At 66.5% G+C, this 14,336-nt stretch carries 18 protein-coding genes; 8 read left to right on the top strand and 10 right to left on the bottom strand.

Annotation, left to right across the window (positions count from 1 at the left end; genetic code table 11):
- Positions 1-63: 63 nt before the first annotated feature.
- From ACJ7C5_RS01985 to ACJ7C5_RS01975, 3 genes are all read right to left on the bottom strand, one after another.
- Entirely contained in the window at positions 64-1,941 is a 1,878-nt protein-coding gene (locus tag ACJ7C5_RS01985; protein ID WP_412702921.1) for an ABC transporter ATP-binding protein, read from the bottom strand.
- A 190-nt stretch (positions 1,942-2,131) separates the two neighbouring features.
- Positions 2,132-2,581 (bottom strand): carboxymuconolactone decarboxylase family protein, encoded by a 450-nt coding sequence (locus tag ACJ7C5_RS01980; RefSeq protein WP_049398766.1) that lies wholly within the window; start codon positions 2,579-2,581, stop codon positions 2,132-2,134.
- Between the two features lie 36 nt (positions 2,582-2,617).
- Positions 2,618-3,514: an RNA polymerase sigma-70 factor gene (locus tag ACJ7C5_RS01975; protein WP_412702920.1), complete on the bottom strand. Its 897-nt coding sequence runs from the start codon at positions 3,512-3,514 to the stop codon at positions 2,618-2,620.
- 149 nt (positions 3,515-3,663) lie between these two features.
- Here ACJ7C5_RS01975 and ACJ7C5_RS01970 point away from each other — a divergent pair, with 149 nt between their 5' ends.
- From ACJ7C5_RS01970 to ACJ7C5_RS01955, 4 genes are all read left to right on the top strand, one after another.
- Positions 3,664-5,181, top strand: a complete 1,518-nt coding sequence (locus ACJ7C5_RS01970) for a fumarate hydratase (protein WP_006377486.1) — start codon at positions 3,664-3,666, stop codon at positions 5,179-5,181.
- Between the two features lie 117 nt (positions 5,182-5,298).
- A complete protein-coding gene (locus ACJ7C5_RS01965) occupies positions 5,299-5,694 on the top strand; it encodes a hypothetical protein (RefSeq protein WP_088026538.1) in 396 nt (131 codons plus the stop codon).
- A gap of 77 nt (positions 5,695-5,771) precedes the next feature.
- Positions 5,772-6,107, top strand: coding sequence for a hypothetical protein (locus ACJ7C5_RS01960; RefSeq protein ID WP_097049301.1), 336 nt, complete (start codon positions 5,772-5,774; stop codon positions 6,105-6,107).
- 57 nt (positions 6,108-6,164) lie between these two features.
- Positions 6,165-6,800, top strand: coding sequence for a glutathione S-transferase family protein (locus tag ACJ7C5_RS01955; protein WP_097049300.1), 636 nt, complete (start codon positions 6,165-6,167; stop codon positions 6,798-6,800).
- A 96-nt stretch (positions 6,801-6,896) separates the two neighbouring features.
- Here the strand turns inward: ACJ7C5_RS01955 and arsC are convergent, their stop codons facing one another.
- From arsC to ACJ7C5_RS01940, 3 genes are all read right to left on the bottom strand, one after another.
- Positions 6,897-7,238 (bottom strand): arsenate reductase (glutaredoxin), encoded by a 342-nt coding sequence (gene arsC, locus ACJ7C5_RS01950; RefSeq protein WP_125431678.1) that lies wholly within the window; start codon positions 7,236-7,238, stop codon positions 6,897-6,899.
- Entirely contained in the window at positions 7,238-8,392 is a 1,155-nt protein-coding gene (locus ACJ7C5_RS01945) for a phospholipase A (RefSeq protein ID WP_094001008.1), read from the bottom strand. Before ACJ7C5_RS01945 ends, arsC begins: the two co-directional genes overlap by 1 nt.
- 118 nt (positions 8,393-8,510) lie before the next feature.
- On the bottom strand, positions 8,511-8,996 hold the full coding sequence (locus ACJ7C5_RS01940) for a DUF456 domain-containing protein (protein WP_088026533.1): 486 nt from the start codon (positions 8,994-8,996) through the stop codon (positions 8,511-8,513).
- A gap of 235 nt (positions 8,997-9,231) precedes the next feature.
- Here ACJ7C5_RS01940 and ACJ7C5_RS01935 point away from each other — a divergent pair, with 235 nt between their 5' ends.
- The gene (locus tag ACJ7C5_RS01935; RefSeq protein ID WP_010486802.1) at positions 9,232-9,441 is read left to right on the top strand and encodes a cold-shock protein; all 210 of its coding nucleotides are present in this window, start codon (positions 9,232-9,234) and stop codon (positions 9,439-9,441) included.
- A gap of 72 nt (positions 9,442-9,513) precedes the next feature.
- Here the strand turns inward: ACJ7C5_RS01935 and ACJ7C5_RS01930 are convergent, their stop codons facing one another.
- Positions 9,514-10,008, bottom strand: a complete 495-nt coding sequence (locus ACJ7C5_RS01930; RefSeq protein ID WP_010486804.1) for a glycine zipper 2TM domain-containing protein — start codon at positions 10,006-10,008, stop codon at positions 9,514-9,516.
- Between the two features lie 136 nt (positions 10,009-10,144).
- A complete protein-coding gene (locus ACJ7C5_RS01925) occupies positions 10,145-10,579 on the bottom strand; it encodes a cytochrome c (RefSeq protein WP_097049298.1) in 435 nt (144 codons plus the stop codon).
- An 80-nt stretch (positions 10,580-10,659) separates the two neighbouring features.
- On the opposite strand from ACJ7C5_RS01925, the gene ACJ7C5_RS01920 reads away from it, so the two are divergent.
- The gene (locus ACJ7C5_RS01920) at positions 10,660-11,487 is read left to right on the top strand and encodes a tRNA threonylcarbamoyladenosine dehydratase (RefSeq protein WP_094001006.1); all 828 of its coding nucleotides are present in this window, start codon (positions 10,660-10,662) and stop codon (positions 11,485-11,487) included.
- 78 nt (positions 11,488-11,565) lie between these two features.
- Here the strand turns inward: ACJ7C5_RS01920 and ACJ7C5_RS01915 are convergent, their stop codons facing one another.
- The gene (locus ACJ7C5_RS01915; protein WP_412703033.1) at positions 11,566-12,333 is read right to left on the bottom strand and encodes a TatD family hydrolase; all 768 of its coding nucleotides are present in this window, start codon (positions 12,331-12,333) and stop codon (positions 11,566-11,568) included.
- 2 nt (positions 12,334-12,335) lie between these two features.
- Positions 12,336-12,554: a DUF6116 family protein gene (locus tag ACJ7C5_RS01910; protein WP_088026530.1), complete on the bottom strand. Its 219-nt coding sequence runs from the start codon at positions 12,552-12,554 to the stop codon at positions 12,336-12,338.
- Positions 12,555-12,717: 163 nt separating this feature from the next.
- Between ACJ7C5_RS01910 and ACJ7C5_RS01905 the strand changes: the two genes are divergently transcribed.
- On the top strand, positions 12,718-13,563 hold the full coding sequence (locus ACJ7C5_RS01905; protein WP_412702919.1) for a glycine zipper 2TM domain-containing protein: 846 nt from the start codon (positions 12,718-12,720) through the stop codon (positions 13,561-13,563).
- Between the two features lie 126 nt (positions 13,564-13,689).
- Positions 13,690-14,232, top strand: coding sequence for a GNAT family N-acetyltransferase (locus tag ACJ7C5_RS01900; protein WP_097049296.1), 543 nt, complete (start codon positions 13,690-13,692; stop codon positions 14,230-14,232).
- Positions 14,233-14,336 lie beyond the last annotated feature (104 nt).

The following is a 14,336-nucleotide window of genomic DNA, read 5'->3' as shown; positions in this document are numbered from 1 at the left end:
AGTCGTCGGGGTGATTCTATCTCAAATGAGACAGGTTCTCATTAGGCGGAACGAGAGGCGTTCTCAGCGGTAACCGGCCGCCTGCAGCTCGAACAGCTCGGCATAACGACCGCCCTCGGCCATCAGCTGCTCGTGGGTGCCGCTGGCCTCGATCCGGCCATCGGCCAGCACCAGGATGCGATCAGCCATGCGTACCGAGGAAAAACGGTGGGAAATCAGCACTGCGGTGCGATTATCCGCCAGTTCCCTGAACCGCTGGAACACCTCGAACTCACTTCGCGCATCCAGAGCCGCCGTTGGCTCATCCAGGATCATCACCTGCGCATTGCGCATCCATGCACGGGCGATGGCGATCTTCTGCCATTGACCACCGGACAGGTCCACACCCTGCTTGAAGCGGCGGCCGATCAGCTGGTTGTAACCGCCGGGCAGGTCGTCGATCACTTCCTCGGCCATGCCTCGGCGGGCGGCGTCGGCAATGCGTGCCTGGTCGTCCATCGCCTCGACCTGGCCGACGCCGATGTTCTCGCCGGCGCTGAGGTTGTAGCGCACGAAGTCCTGGAAGATCACCCCGAGATTGGCGCGCAGGTCGTCCAGGTCGTAGTCGCGCAGGTCTCGGCCATCGAGCAGGATGCGGCCCTCGTCCGGCTCATACAGCCGCGCCAGCAGCTTGACCAGGGTGGTCTTGCCGGCACCGTTCTCGCCGACCAGGGCCAGCACTTCACCGGCGTGCAGCTGGAAATCCAGATGGCGCACTGCCCATTGCTCGGCATCGGGATAGCGGAAGCCGACGTTCTCGAACACGAAGCCCTGGCGGATCGGCTGCGGCACGCGCACGGCACCTTCGCGCGAGTGGATTTCCGGCTCGATCTGGAAGAACGAAAACAGGTCATCCAGGTACAGCGCCTGGCTGGCCACCTGCGAGAACCCGATCAGCAGGCCTTCCAGCAGTTGGCGCAGGCGCAGGAAGCTGCCGGCGAGGAAGGTCAGGTCGCCGATCGAGAAGTCGCCGCGCACCGTGCGCCAGGCGATGTAGGCGTAGGCGGTGTAGTAGCCCAGCGTGCCCAGCGCGGCCAGCAGCGTGCCCCAGAACGCGCGGCGCCGGGCCAGGGCACGGTTGGCCTGGAACAGCGCCACCGACAGGCGCCGGTAGCGCTCCACCAGGAAGCGGTGCAGGTTGTAGATCTTCACTTCCTTGGCCGTTTCCACGCTGGCACCGAGCTGGCGCAGGTAGTCGAGCTGGCGGCGCTCGGGCGTCCACTGGAAGTTGAGGCTGTAGCCGGCCGCGTTGAAGTGCGATTCGCCGATGAAGGCCGGCACCAGTGCCAGCGCCAGCAGCAGGATCAGCCACGGCGCGTAGACCAGCAGGCCGACGGCGAGGCTGGCCACGGTGATCGCGTCCTGCACCTGGCCGAACAGCTGGCTCATCAGGTTCATCCGGCCCATGGTCTGGCGTCGCGCACGGTCCAGCTTGTCCTGCAGGTCCGGGTCTTCGAAGTCCTCCAGATCCAGCGTTGCGGCGTGTTCCATCAGCCGGATGCTGGTGACGTTGGCGAACAGTTCCGAGAGCAGGGCATCGGCGTAGCTGACCAGCCGGCCGAGCAGATCCGAGGCGATGGCCAGGCCGAATTCCAGCGCGAGCAGGCCCAGCAGCGGATTGAGCACGCCGCTGGACAGCGCCTCGCCCAGCGGCGGGAAGCCCGCATCGTGCTGGCTCAGGTGCAGGGCGCTGTCGATGATCAGCTTGCCGACGTACAGCATCGCCACCGGCAGCAGGGCGCGGATCAGGCGCAGCCCCAGGCTGGCCAGGGTGAGCGCGGGGCTGGTCTGCCAGACCATGCGCAGGAACGGCGGCAGGTTGCGCATCGCCTTGAAGCGCTGGCGCAGGCTGGGTTTCTTCGCAGCGGCAGCGGCAGCGGCAGCGGTGGGGGTAGCAGGCATGCGCGTATTGTGCGCGCCTGACGCGTGCAGATGGGGTCAGTGCAGGCGTGTGGCAGCGCCGGGGTCAGAGCCCTTTGCGACGCAAAGGGCTCTGACCCACCACATCCACGCATGGCGTGGATCTACCGTGTCGACCAAGGTCGACACCTACCAACAGCTGCAGAACCTGACCTGCCCGGCTGGCCTCTCTCTACGGCAGCGGCGGCAGCAGGCCCGCACCCAGCCGGTTCCAGGCATTGATCACCGCAATGCCCATGCTCAGGTCACTGATGCCCTTCTCGTCGAAGTGCGGCGCCAGTGCATCGAACGCCGCCTGCGAGGGCGCACCGTCGGTCAAGCGGGTCAGTGCCTCGGCCCAGCCCAGCGCCGCGCGTTCGCGCGCATCGAAGAAACGGCTTTCATGCCAGGCGGGCAGGGTGTCCAGCTTGCGCGGCTCGATGCCGCCCTTGCGCAGCGCGGTGCCATGCATGTCCATGCAGTAGCCGCAGCCGTTGAGCTGCGACACGCGCAGGAACACCAGTTCCATCAGGGTCGGATCAATCGAGCTGTCATGCACCGCCTGGCTGGTGGCCAGCAGGCCCTTGAAGGCCTCGGCGGCCAGGCGGGTGTAAGGGACGCGGGGAGAGGCGTGGTCGGACATTTTCGGCTCCACGGCGGCCACGATGGCCGCCTTTCATTACAAGGACGCCGCACCGTCACCGCGCGTGACAACGTCCGGCAACTTTTCCGGATTCAACACGCTGTACACGTTGGCGATGCGGCCATCGACCACTTCGATGGTGGTGATCGAGTGCAGGCGATCGCCTTGGAAGCGCAGGATCGCAGGCTCGCCGTTGACGTAGCCCAACTGCGCCGGATGCGCCGCGCCACGGCGGGCGATGGCCCAGAACAGACGTCCGATGCGTTCGGCGCCCAGCAGGGGCCGCACCGCCGCAGTAACCACGCCACCGCCGTCGGAAACCAGCAGCGCGTTGGCGTGCAGCAGGGCCTGGATCGCTTCGCTGTCGCCGCGCTGCGAGGCGTCCATGAAGCGCGCCAGCAGCTGCCGATGCTGGCTGGCGTCGGCGTTGAAGCGCGGCCGTCCGGCCTGCAGGCGCTGCCGGGCACGGTGCACCAGCTGGCGGCAGTTGGCCTCGCTGTGGCCGATCAGGTCGGCGATCTCGCGGTAGTCGTGGTCGAAGGCCTCCTTCAGCAGGAAGGCAGCGCGTTCCTCGGGGCCGAGCTGTTCGAGCAGGGTCAGGAAGGCGACCGAGACGTCGTCGGCCAGCGCATGCAGCTGGGCGGGGCCGGGCGCCGGGTCGGGCTCCAGGGTGACCGCCAGCGGCTCGGCCAGCCACGGGCCGACGTAGTGCACGCGCTCGCGCTTGGCCGCGCGCAGCCGGTCCAGGCCAAGCCGGGTGGTGGTGGTGACTAGCCAGGCCTCGGCATCGCGGACGCTGGCCGGATCGGCACCGGACCAGCGCAGCCAGGCGTCCTGGACCACGTCTTCGGCGTCGGTGCGGCTGCCGAGCAGGCGGTAGGCCAGGGCCATCAGGCGCGGGCGGTGGGTCTGGAAAGCGGTTTCGGCGTTCATGTGGGCAAGGACGCGCCAGCGGGGCGTCGCGTGACAGAGGGTTCGGGGTCTGATCTTGCCGGCCAGCGGCCGGCACTACCACCCCGCGGCCGGGGGAGGGGGTAAAATGGGCGGATTACCCCCGCCAGCCTCGAGCAAGCGAGCAAGACGTGACATCGATCAAGCAGGAAGACCTCATCCAGTCCATCGCCGACGCGCTGCAGTACATCTCGTACTACCACCCGGTCGACTACATCAAGAACCTTGCCGCCGCCTACGAGCGCGAGGAGTCGCCGGCCGCGAAGGAAGCGATGGCGCAGATCCTGATCAATTCGCGCATGTGCGCCGAAGGCCACCGTCCGATCTGCCAGGACACCGGCATCGTCACCGTGTTCCTGGAAATCGGCATGGACGTGCGTTGGGATGACGCCACCATGGGCGTGGAAGACATGGCCAATGAAGGCGTTCGCCGCGCCTACATGCACCCGGACAACAAGCTGCGCGCTTCGGTGCTGGCTGATCCGGCCGGCAAGCGCATCAACACCAAGGACAACACCCCGGGCGTGGTCAACGTCAAGGTGGTGCCGGGCAACACCGTCGACGTCATCGTCGCCGCCAAGGGTGGTGGTTCGGAAGCCAAGACCAAGTTCGCCATGCTCAACCCGTCCGATTCCATCGTCGACTGGGTGCTGAAGACCGTGCCGACCATGGGCGCCGGCTGGTGCCCGCCGGGCATGCTTGGCATCGGCATCGGCGGCACCGCCGAGAAGGCGATGCTGCTGGCCAAGGAAGCGCTGATGGAGCCGATCGACATCACCGAGCTGCAGGCTCGCGGTGCCTCCAACCGCATCGAAGAGCTGCGCCTGGAGCTGTACGAGAAGGTCAATGCGCTGGGCATCGGTGCGCAGGGCCTGGGTGGCCTGACCACCGTGCTCGACATCAAGATCAACGACTACCCGACCCACGCGGCCAACCTGCCGGTGGCGATGATCCCGAACTGCGCGGCCACCCGCCATGCGCACTTCACCCTGGATGGCAGCGGCCCGGTGATGCTGGACCCGCCGTCGCTGGAAGACTGGCCGAAGCTGACCTACGATTCGTCCAAGGGCACCCGCGTGGACCTGGATACGATCACGCCGGAAGATGTGGCCAGCTGGAAGCCGGGCCAGACCCTGCTGCTCAACGGCAAGCTGCTGACCGGGCGCGATGCTGCGCACAAGCGCATGGTCGACATGCTCAACAAGGGTGAGGAACTGCCGGTCGATCTGAAGGGCCGCTTCATCTACTACGTCGGCCCGGTCGATCCGGTGCGCGACGAAGTGGTGGGCCCGGCCGGTCCAACCACGGCGACCCGCATGGACAAGTTCACCCGCCAGGTGCTGGAGCAGACCGGCCTGCTGGGCATGGTCGGCAAGGCCGAGCGCGGCCCGGCGGCGATCGAAGCGATCCGTGACAACAAGTCGGCCTACCTGATGGCGGTCGGCGGTTCGGCCTACCTGGTGTCCAAGGCCATCAAGGCGGCCAAGGTCGTCGGCTTCGCTGACCTGGGCATGGAAGCGATCTACGAGTTCACCGTGCAGGACATGCCGGTGACCGTGGCCGTCGACTCCACCGGTGAATCGGTGCACAAGACTGGTCCGCGTGAGTGGCAGGCCCGCATTGGCAAGATTCCGGTGGTGGTGGAGTAATTCCGCACGTTTCGGTTCAGACAACGGCGCCCGTGTGGCGCCGTTGTTGTATGCAGCCTGCCCGCACGCGGCCTGCTCTGCTAACGTACTGGCCGGCGTACTGGAAGGGAGTCCATCGTGCTGCAGTGGTCGCGTGTTTTCGTGTTGCTTTTCGCTACGCTGGCGTGCAGCGCCTGCGTGCCACGTTATTTCGTCGAGCCACCCACCCACGAAGCGGGGAAGATCTGCGCGTCAGTCTGCGAGAGCCAGAAGGCGACGTGCGACTTCCACAACCGCGCCCGTGCCGAATCGGATCAGCGCAGCTGCGAAAGCGAGAAGAGCCGGATCATCAGCCGTTGCAGTGGTATCGCCGACGACAAACAGCGGCACAACTGCGAAGGGGGCAACGGTGCAGGCAACTACTGCGGCCCCCCGGCGCTTCCTTCATGCAGTGCTCCGTACGCCCAGTGTCTGCTCTCCTGCGGCGGCACCGTGAATGAAGTCCGCACCGACACCGGTATTCCCGTGTACTGATCGCGGGCGCGCGTCGCTGCCTGCGCGAGCAACCGTAGTCTGCTAGGGTCCGCACACCCCTGCACTGGATGGTGCCTATGCGCCTGCATCAATCCGTCGCGGCTGTGTTCCTGCTGGTCCTGGCCGGCTGCAGCACAACCTCATCCTACGAAGGTGCGGATTTCTCCGCCTCCTCGCAGTGCCGCATGCAGTGCCAGGCCAGCTATCGCAGCTGCATGGCGCGGGGCAGTATCGGCAGCAACGACTTCAGCTGCGAACAGCAGGTGGTGCCGGCGCCGGACAAGCGCTGCAAGGACGTTGCCAACCCCGAACTGCGCCGTTCCTGTGAACTGAAAACGCACGACTGCGCGATACGCACGCCGATCATGTCCTGTGGCGAAAGCCGCGATACCTGCATGAGCAGTTGCGGCTGAGCAGCGACAGCCCGTGTGGGCGCATAATCGGCCGATCCATCCACACAGGACCCGCGCATGAGCACCACGCTGTATGGTTCAACCAGTACCGCCGCGCTGGTGGTGCACTGGCTGCTGATCGAGCTGGGCATCGAACACGAGCTGGTGCTGCTGGATTTCGACGCGCGCGAGCACAAGTCCGCGGAGTACCTGGCGCTGAATCCGGCCGGTGTGGTGCCGACGCTGCTGATCGATGGCTTGGTACTGACCGAAGCGGCGGCGATCGCACTGTATCTGGCTGACCGCCATCCAGACGCCAACCTGCTGCCCGCGCTGGGTACGCCGCAGCGTGCCGATGCGTACCGCTGGATGTTCTGGTGTGCCAATACGCTTCAGCCGGCCTATCGTGCCTGGTTCTATCCGCACGAAATGGCGGGGGAGGCGAACATCGAAGCGAGCCGCGAGATGGCCCGTCAGCGCCTTGAAGCGGCCTGGCAGCACGTGGCCACCCACCTGCAGGCACACGGACCGTATCTGCTGGGCGCCACGCCCTGCGTGGTCGACTACATGCTGGTGATGCTGATGCGCTGGTCGCGCAACATGCCCAGGCCGAGCGACACCTGGCCGGTGCTCAAGGCGCATGCCACGTCGATGAAGGCGCGCCCGGCGTTCGCCGAGGTGTACCGCCGCGAGGGCATCACTGACTGGCGGTAACCCGTTCTGTAGAGCCGAGCCATGCTCGGCTGCATTCATGGGTAGCACGCGAACCGCAGCCGAGCATGGCTCGGCTCTACCAAAAGTAGGGCGGGCTTAGAGGATCTCCAGCACCGTTTCCGGCGGGCGGCACAGCCGTGTGCCCTTGGGCGTGCGCACCACGGGGCGGTTGATCAGGCGAGGGTGTTCGGACATCGCGGCCAGCAGCGTGGCCTCGTCCGCATCTTCCAGGCCCAGTTCGGTGAACTGCGCTTCCTTGCTGCGCACCAGCGCCTGCGCGTCCAGCCCGGATTCGGCCAGTACCTGGCGCAGCGTAGCCACGTCCGGTGGGTTGCCCAGGTACTCGATCACCTCCGGCTCGAAGCCCGCATCGCGGATCAGCTTCAGTGCGCCGCGCGAATTGCTGCAGGCCGGGTTGTGCCAGATCGTCACGTCCATCAGAACCACTCCAGCAGAGACACGCCCACGCCCACGTAGGTGGCCTTGTGGTTGTAGTCGATCAGGCTCTCGCCATAGCCATCGAAAATCTGCACATGGCCGCGCAGCAGATTGCTGATCGGGAAGCCGTAGTCCAGTTGCAGGGCGCCGTGCGAACGGCTGCCGGTGCGCAGCGAATGGCGCGCCATCAGTGAGACTTCGTGGCCGTTGCGGTTCCAGGTCAGGGTCGCGTCACCGCGGCCCATGTAGTCCTCGATATCCGGATTGTTGTCGTCGCTGCGGGTTTCCGGGATGCGGTACCACGGGCGCAGTACCAGCGCCCAGTTCTCACGGTCCAGGCCGATGTTGAGCATCACCCGGTTCCAGCTGCGCGACAGTGGATCAGCGCGGCCATTGGACTGATGGTTCAGCGCGATGCCGGTCATGCGCCCGCGCCAGCCACCGATCGAGTAGCCGTTGCGGAACACCATCATCACTTCCGGCTCGTAATTGGTTTCGCGGAACGGGCGCGAATCCTCGCCGTTGTAGGCCTGCCAGCGCGAGCTCTGGGTGTAGCCGGCCCAGATGTCGCCGTTGTCGCCGAACAGGTTCTCGGCGATCTTGGTCTTGAAGCTGATCTGGAACTTCAATTCGGCACTGTCCAGCACCTGCGGCGTGGTGACCGTGTTGGCCGGGTTCGGCGAATGCGGGGTGGTGTTGCGGTCGCTGGTCCAGAACGCCGGCAGCAGGTACACCGGCTTGTAGGCACGCAGCTGGAACGGGCCCAGCTTGGAGTCCTCGGCCAGTTCCCAGCGGCTGTCCAGCAGCGAACCACGGCCGGCGTTGGCCAGTGCGCTGTCCGGTGTTGCCGGACGGAACAGGTCGCTGACCCGTTCGCGCAGTTTCTCTTCGCCCTGGCTCACGCGTGCGGTCTGGCGCTCTTCGCGACGGGCCTGCGCGGCCGCCTCGGCAGCGGCGTCGGCAGCGGCCGTGGCCTGCGGGGTGTGCGCGAACAGGCGGTCATAGCAGGCCAGGCGCGCCGCGTCGGTGGTGATGGCCGCGCAAGCGGCCGGCGAGGTGTCGGTGCTGGGCACGAACTCCTGCGCGGCCAGCGGAGCACTGGCCAGGGCCAGCGCCAGCGGCGCAAGGCGGGGAAGCAGCGAGGGGAGGGTCATTCCAGCAGGCCCTTCGGTGAATATGGGGATCGCACAGTGTGGCGGCTGCACCGCATCGCGGCCAGCCCCACGGTTTATGCACGGCCACTGCGTGCGTGTGGCGTGAAGGCTGCGCCGGTCACAGGAACCAGGCGAAGGCGAACAGCCCCAGCATCGCGATCACCACCGCCAGCTTCAGCGCCAGGCCGAGCAGGATGCCGAGCCAGGTGGCCAGGCCGACCTTGGTCGAGCGGCCCAGCTCGCGGGTGTGCCAGTACTCTCCGAGCAGGGCGCCGATCAACGGGCCAGCGAACAGGCCGATCGGCATGAAGAACAGGCCGACGATGCTGCCGACGAACGTACCCCATAGCGCCTTCCGGCTGGCACCGACCCGCTGCGCACCCACCACTGTGGCCAGCACGTCCGCCAGTAGCGAGAGCACGGTCAGTACACCCAGTGCGACCAGGGTTGGCCAGCCCACATGGACGAAGCCGTCGGCCCACGCCGCCAGCAGCAGTCCGATGAACACCAGCGGGATGCCGGGGAGGGCCGGCAGGATGATCCCGGCGATGCCGACCAGGACAAAAATGACCGCTAGCAGATATAAGATGAATGAGAGTCCCATGCTGTCCCGTATGGTGGCCGTTTTGGGGTTGACAGTGAAAGATTTTGCCAGTTGATTTTTCGTTTTGGGCGGGTTAAGTTGCAGTCGCTGAGCTTGGCAAGGTCACCGTGGATCGTGGCCTGATGAAGCAAGATCTTCCCGATCCGCTGCATCGATGCACCTCGCTTCCCCCTTGCTTGTCAGCCGCCCACCAGGCGTTTCCAACAACAAGAGAGAGTCAAAGGGAGTTAGTGAGATGGCTGATCGCGAGACCGGTACCGTAAAGTGGTTCAATGATGCGAAGGGCTTCGGCTTCATCAGCCGGCAGAATGGCGAGGACGTGTTCGTGCACTTCCGCGCCATCGAGACCCAGGGCTTCAAGAGCCTCAAGGAAGGCCAGACTGTGAGCTTCGAAGTCGTGCAGGGCCAGAAGGGTCTGCAGGCTGACAAGGTGCAGCCGGTGTAATACCCGCCGCCTGTCGGCATGAAAAAGGCCCGCGCAAGCGGGCCTTTTTCTTTGCGCATGGCCCGGTGCGGATCAGCGCAGGATGACCTTGCCGTTGACCACGCGCACGTAGGTGTTCTCGCGGATGCCGCCGAGGTCACGCTGGTTGACCACGATGGTGCGGCCATCGTCCATGCGCACGCTGATGTCGTAGGTATCGCTGGTCACGTTCTTCTGGATCTGGTTGCCGGCCAGTGCGCCACCAACCGCGCCTGCAGCAGCGGCGATGTTCTTGTTGCCGCGGCTGCCACCGGTGTGGTCGGAGATCTCATGGCCGGCTACGGCGCCGACGATGCCGCCGAGGATGGCGCCGGTAGCGCTGGGGGCGGTACGGCCGGACTGCACGGTGTTGATGCGGGTGACGATGCCGCAGTCGGCGCAGCGGCCCTGGTTGTAGCCACCATTGTTGCCGTAGCCGCCATTGTTGTAGCCGTTGTTGTAACCACCACCGCCGTAGCCGGGCGAGGTGGCACAGCCTGCCAGGGCGAGGGTAGCGATGGCGCTGGCGGCAATGAGCTGGATCTTCATGGGGCGTCTCCTGGCCGTGAAGGCGGGTGTCTGGGGTGGTACTGCGTCATGCAGCAGGGTGGACGAATCCTCTCCTTTCGAACGTGAACGACGCGCCAACCGTGCGTGCCTTGCCCGGCTGCAGGATGAATGCGGCTCAGCGGAAGTCCTGGTGGCAGGCGCGGCAGTCGGCCTGCACCGTTTCCACCACCTGCGCCAGCGCCTTGCAGTCGCTGGGCGGAGCCGCCAGGGCGGCGTTGAGGTTGCCGCGCAGCTGGCTGGCGTGCTGCTGGAACTGCGCGTTGTCCTTCAGCCCGGGAAAGGCCAGATCCAGGTCATTGGACAGCAGGCGTATGGCCTGCAGGCGCGGCACGCTGTCGGCCAGGCTGCAGCGGTTCTGCTGCTGGGCCTGCTGCAGCAGCTGTGACTGCCGCTGCATCACCTGCATCAGGCTGTCCGGGAACGGGTCACGGCGCGCCTGCAGGGCGCGGCCCACCATGACCGTGGCGATCAGGCCGATCAGCAGGCCCAGGCACAGCACGAACAGGTAGCGGTAGGCGGTGGACGGGCGGCGGGGCGGGCTGGCGTTCATGGCGGGCTCTCCGGGCGTGCAACGGTGGGTTCGATGCCGGTGCGCTGTAGGCGCCGGCGCCTGCACGTTAAAATAGCCGGATGAACGAACAGGTCAAACAACGCTTCGCCGGCATCGAACGGCTGTATGGCGTGGGTGCGCTCGAGCGCCTGCAGGGCAGCCGCGTGGCGGTGGTGGGCATGGGCGGCGTCGGCTCGTGGGTGGTGGAGGCGCTGGCGCGCTCGGCGGTCGGCCACCTGACCCTGATCGATGCCGATGACATCTGCGTGTCCAACACCAACCGGCAGCTGCCGGCGATGGAAGGCAACTACGGCCGCAACAAGGCCGAGGCGATGGCCGAGCGTTGCCGTGCGATCAATCCGGATATCGAGGTCGATGCCGTGCAGGCGTTCCTGACCGTGTCCAACATGGCCGAACTGCTGGAGCGTGGCTTCGATCTGGTGATCGATGCCTGCGACAGCTTCCGGGTCAAGGTGGAGACGATCGCCTGGTGCCGCCGCCGCAAGCTGCCGTTGCTGACCGTTGGCGCTGCCGGTGGCCGTACCGACCCGACCCTGGTGCGCATCCGCGATGTCTCGCGCACCGAGCACGACGCCATGCTGGCGCTGATCCGCAAGAAGCTGCGCAGCGAGTTCAACTTCCCGAAGAACGCCAAGCGCTATTTCGGCGTGCCGGCGGTGTATTCGCTGGAGAATGTGAAGTACCCGCAGGCCGATGGCAGCGTCTGCGGCATCCGTCCGAACCTGGGCGCTGATGCGGCGTTGAAGCTGGACTGTGGCGCCGGCCTGGGCGCTGCAACCCACATCACCGGCGCGTTCGCCTTCGCGGCGGTTGGCAAGGCGCTGGAGATGCTGCTGGAGCCGAAGAAGGTGAAGGCCGAAGTGGTCGAGGATCACGCCGACGCGTGACGGTAGTGCCGGTCGTTGGCCGGCAACTCCGGAATGCTTGAATCAGCGCAGATGCCGGCCAGCGGCCGGCACCTACCGCTACATTGCCGGCAGCGCGAACAGCCGCCGCGCATTCTCCGTCGTAGCCTGGGCCACGGCATCCAGCTCCATCCCACGCAGCGCGGCCACGTGGCGGGCGATGACCGCCAGCCGTGCCGGTTCGTTGCGCTGGCCGCGGATGCCGGCGTCAGGCTGGTCGGGCGCGTCCGTCTCCAGCAGCAGTTGTTCCAGCGGCATTTCGCGCACCAGCCGCTGCAGGCGCTGCGCGCGTTCGTAGGTCAACGGGCCGCCGAGCCCGAGCAGGAAGCCCTGCCTGTGCAGTTGCGCTGCCTGTTCCGGACTGCCGGAAAAGCTGTGCACCACGCCGCGCAGGCCGCCGACGCGACGGATCGCGGCGATCACCGCATCCACCGCACGCCGTGCATGCACGATCACCGGCAGTTCGAACTCATGGGCCAGTTCCAGCTGACCGATGAAGTACGCCTGCTGTGTCTCTGCATCCAGGCCTTCGACAAAGAAGTCCAGGCCGCATTCGCCGATCGCGCAGGGGCGTTCGCGCTCGATCCACTCGCGCAGCAGCGGCAGGTGGCCGGGCTGGTGCTCGGCCAGGAACATCGGGTGCAGGCCGTAGGCCGGGTACAGTCCCGGCGCCTGCTGGCAGACCTCACGCAGCTTCGGCCAGCTGGCCGCGGTCACCGCCGGCACCACCTGCAGGCGCACGCCAGCGGCCTGCGCGCGTGCGATCACGGCGGCGCGGTCATTGTCGAACTCGCCGGCATCGAGGTGGCAATGGCTGTCGACCAGCACGCTCAACGCTGTTCCAACGGCGGCGGCGGCGTCGCGGCGTTACGGCGCTTCCAGTTGGCCAGCAGCAGGGTGCCGAAGCCCAGCACCAGCTCATCGACGAACGGAATCGGGTCCGGGATGAACAGGGTCAGCGCGAACAGGCCGGCGGTGAGCTTGAACAGCGTGGGGTAGCGCAGCCGGCGCGCCCATTGCAGTACCGGCAGCAGCATCGGGTTGGCCATGGCGGGAATCCTCGTGGGGAATATGCAAACGCTACCACGGGCCCAGCATTTCCCGATGCTGAATGGGTTACAGCAATGAGCAGGAAATGTGGAGATTCCGTTCAGGCAGCGCATGCTGCAATCTGGCCCGAGAACGTTGCGGATGGTCCGCAAGGAGCAGGTCATGAAAAGCACAACTACAACTGTCCTGGTCGCAGCGGGCGCGCTGCTGGTCGGTGGCATCGCCACCGCCGCCTTCATGAAGAGTGGCGACAAATCGCCCGATTCCATCAGCGCCGGAACCCCCAATGGTGAATCGCGCCTGGTCGACGGCAACGCCGCCGACGATGGCGCACGTGGTGACACGCTGGATCCGACCGCACCGCGCGGCCTGGAATATGCCGACGTGCTGAAGGTCGACCCGATCACCGAGAAGCAGAAGGCATATGCCACCGTGATTGGCACCGATGCGGTGCGTGAGACCTCCACCACCCAGACCCCGCATGAGGTCTGCCAGGACGTGACGGTGCAGGAGCGCCTGCCGGAGCGTGACGGCAATGTCGGCGGCACCGTGGTCGGTGCTGTGGTGGGTGGCCTGCTGGGCAACCAGGTCGGCGGCGGCAATGGCAAGAAGGCCGCGACTGCAGCCGGCGCGGTGGCCGGTGGCTTCATCGGCAACCAGATCGACAAGCGCCATGTGGGGGGCCGCGTGGTCAACCGCACCGAGCGCCAGTGCCACACCGAGACCGCGACCTCCGAGTCGAGCCGCGTCACCGGCTACAACGTGACCTACCGCAACGAGGACGGCACCACCGGCACCATGCGCATGGCCAGCAAGCCGGGTAACCGCATCGCCATGGGCAATACCGATGTGGTCAAGGGTTACAACGTGACCTACCGCTACGATGGCGCCGAGAAGACCGTGCGCATGGACAACAAGCCGGCCAGCGATCGCCTGCCGGTGGTCGACGGCCAGCTGGTCACGCAGACCGCTGCTGCCGGTGCCACGGCGGCTGGCACGCGCCAGTAATCCAGACGCAGCATGCAGTACCTGACGGGCCGGCTTATGCCGGCCCGTTTCGTTGCAGCCCGCGAAATTCATCCGCGCGGGGCTCTAATCCACCATCATGGACGCTTCCTTCGACATGGAGCCGGCATGAGCATCTTCGACCTGCGCATCGAAACCGAGCGCCTGATCCTGCGCCCGCTGTTGCGCGAGGACTACGAACCGTATCTCGCGTTCTGCGCCGACGAGGAAACGATGCGCACCCTCGGTGGCGTGCAGCCGCCGTCGGTGGCCTGGCGCGGCTTCTGCAGCCTGGCGGGCGCCTGGCAGCTGTTCGGCTTCTCGATGTTCAGTGTGATCGAGAAGTCCAGCGGTGACTGGATCGGGCGGATGGGGCCCTGGCAACCGCAGGACTGGCCCGGTACCGAGGTCGGCTGGGGCATCCGCCATGCCAGCTGGGGCCGGGGCTATGCGCCGGAAGCCGCAGTCGCCGCGATCGATTGGGCATTCGACACGCTCGGATGGGACGAGGTGATTCATACCATCGCCGAGAACAACGACAACTCGCGGGCGGTCGCGCGCAAGCTCGGCAGCACGCTGCTGCGGATGGGGGAGTTGCCAGCGCCGTACAACGACAAGCCGATGCAGATCTGGGGCCAGTCGCGCGATCAGTGGCGGCAGCGCGCGCGCTGAGCCTTGCCCGGTAGTGGCGGGGGGGGGGGGGGGCCCCCCGGGGGGGGGGGGGGGGGGGCACCGGGCCCCCCGGCGGCCCCAAGCACGGTGGAGAGAGGTCACCC

It is taken from the genome of Nocardiopsis yanglingensis, from assembly GCF_045809185.1.
In the GTDB taxonomy this organism is placed as follows: Bacteria; Pseudomonadota; Gammaproteobacteria; order Xanthomonadales; family Xanthomonadaceae; genus Stenotrophomonas; species Stenotrophomonas yanglingensis.
Note: the sequence above shows the minus strand (reverse complement) of the source record. Positions and strands in the feature narration are given on the sequence as shown.

Coding starts and splice junctions, on each gene's coding strand:
- ACJ7C5_RS01920 (WP_094001006.1), top strand. CDS start 10,660: ATGAACGAACAGGTCAAACAACGCTTCGCCGGCATCGAACGGCTGTAT.
- ACJ7C5_RS01925 (WP_097049298.1), bottom strand. CDS start 10,579: ATGAACGCCAGCCCGCCCCGCCGCCCGTCCACCGCCTACCGCTACCTG.
- ACJ7C5_RS01935 (WP_010486802.1), top strand. CDS start 9,232: ATGGCTGATCGCGAGACCGGTACCGTAAAGTGGTTCAATGATGCGAAG.
- ACJ7C5_RS01930 (WP_010486804.1), bottom strand. CDS start 10,008: ATGAAGATCCAGCTCATTGCCGCCAGCGCCATCGCTACCCTCGCCCTG.
- arsC (WP_125431678.1), bottom strand. CDS start 7,238: ATGGACGTGACGATCTGGCACAACCCGGCCTGCAGCAATTCGCGCGGC.
- ACJ7C5_RS01945 (WP_094001008.1), bottom strand. CDS start 8,392: ATGACCCTCCCCTCGCTGCTTCCCCGCCTTGCGCCGCTGGCGCTGGCC.
- ACJ7C5_RS01905 (WP_412702919.1), top strand. CDS start 12,718: ATGAAAAGCACAACTACAACTGTCCTGGTCGCAGCGGGCGCGCTGCTG.
- ACJ7C5_RS01980 (WP_049398766.1), bottom strand. CDS start 2,581: ATGTCCGACCACGCCTCTCCCCGCGTCCCTTACACCCGCCTGGCCGCC.
- ACJ7C5_RS01960 (WP_097049301.1), top strand. CDS start 5,772: ATGCGCCTGCATCAATCCGTCGCGGCTGTGTTCCTGCTGGTCCTGGCC.
- ACJ7C5_RS01940 (WP_088026533.1), bottom strand. CDS start 8,996: ATGGGACTCTCATTCATCTTATATCTGCTAGCGGTCATTTTTGTCCTG.
- ACJ7C5_RS01985 (WP_412702921.1), bottom strand. CDS start 1,941: ATGCCTGCTACCCCCACCGCTGCCGCTGCCGCTGCCGCTGCGAAGAAA.
- ACJ7C5_RS01955 (WP_097049300.1), top strand. CDS start 6,165: ATGAGCACCACGCTGTATGGTTCAACCAGTACCGCCGCGCTGGTGGTG.
- ACJ7C5_RS01910 (WP_088026530.1), bottom strand. CDS start 12,554: ATGGCCAACCCGATGCTGCTGCCGGTACTGCAATGGGCGCGCCGGCTG.
- ACJ7C5_RS01900 (WP_097049296.1), top strand. CDS start 13,690: ATGAGCATCTTCGACCTGCGCATCGAAACCGAGCGCCTGATCCTGCGC.
- ACJ7C5_RS01975 (WP_412702920.1), bottom strand. CDS start 3,514: ATGAACGCCGAAACCGCTTTCCAGACCCACCGCCCGCGCCTGATGGCC.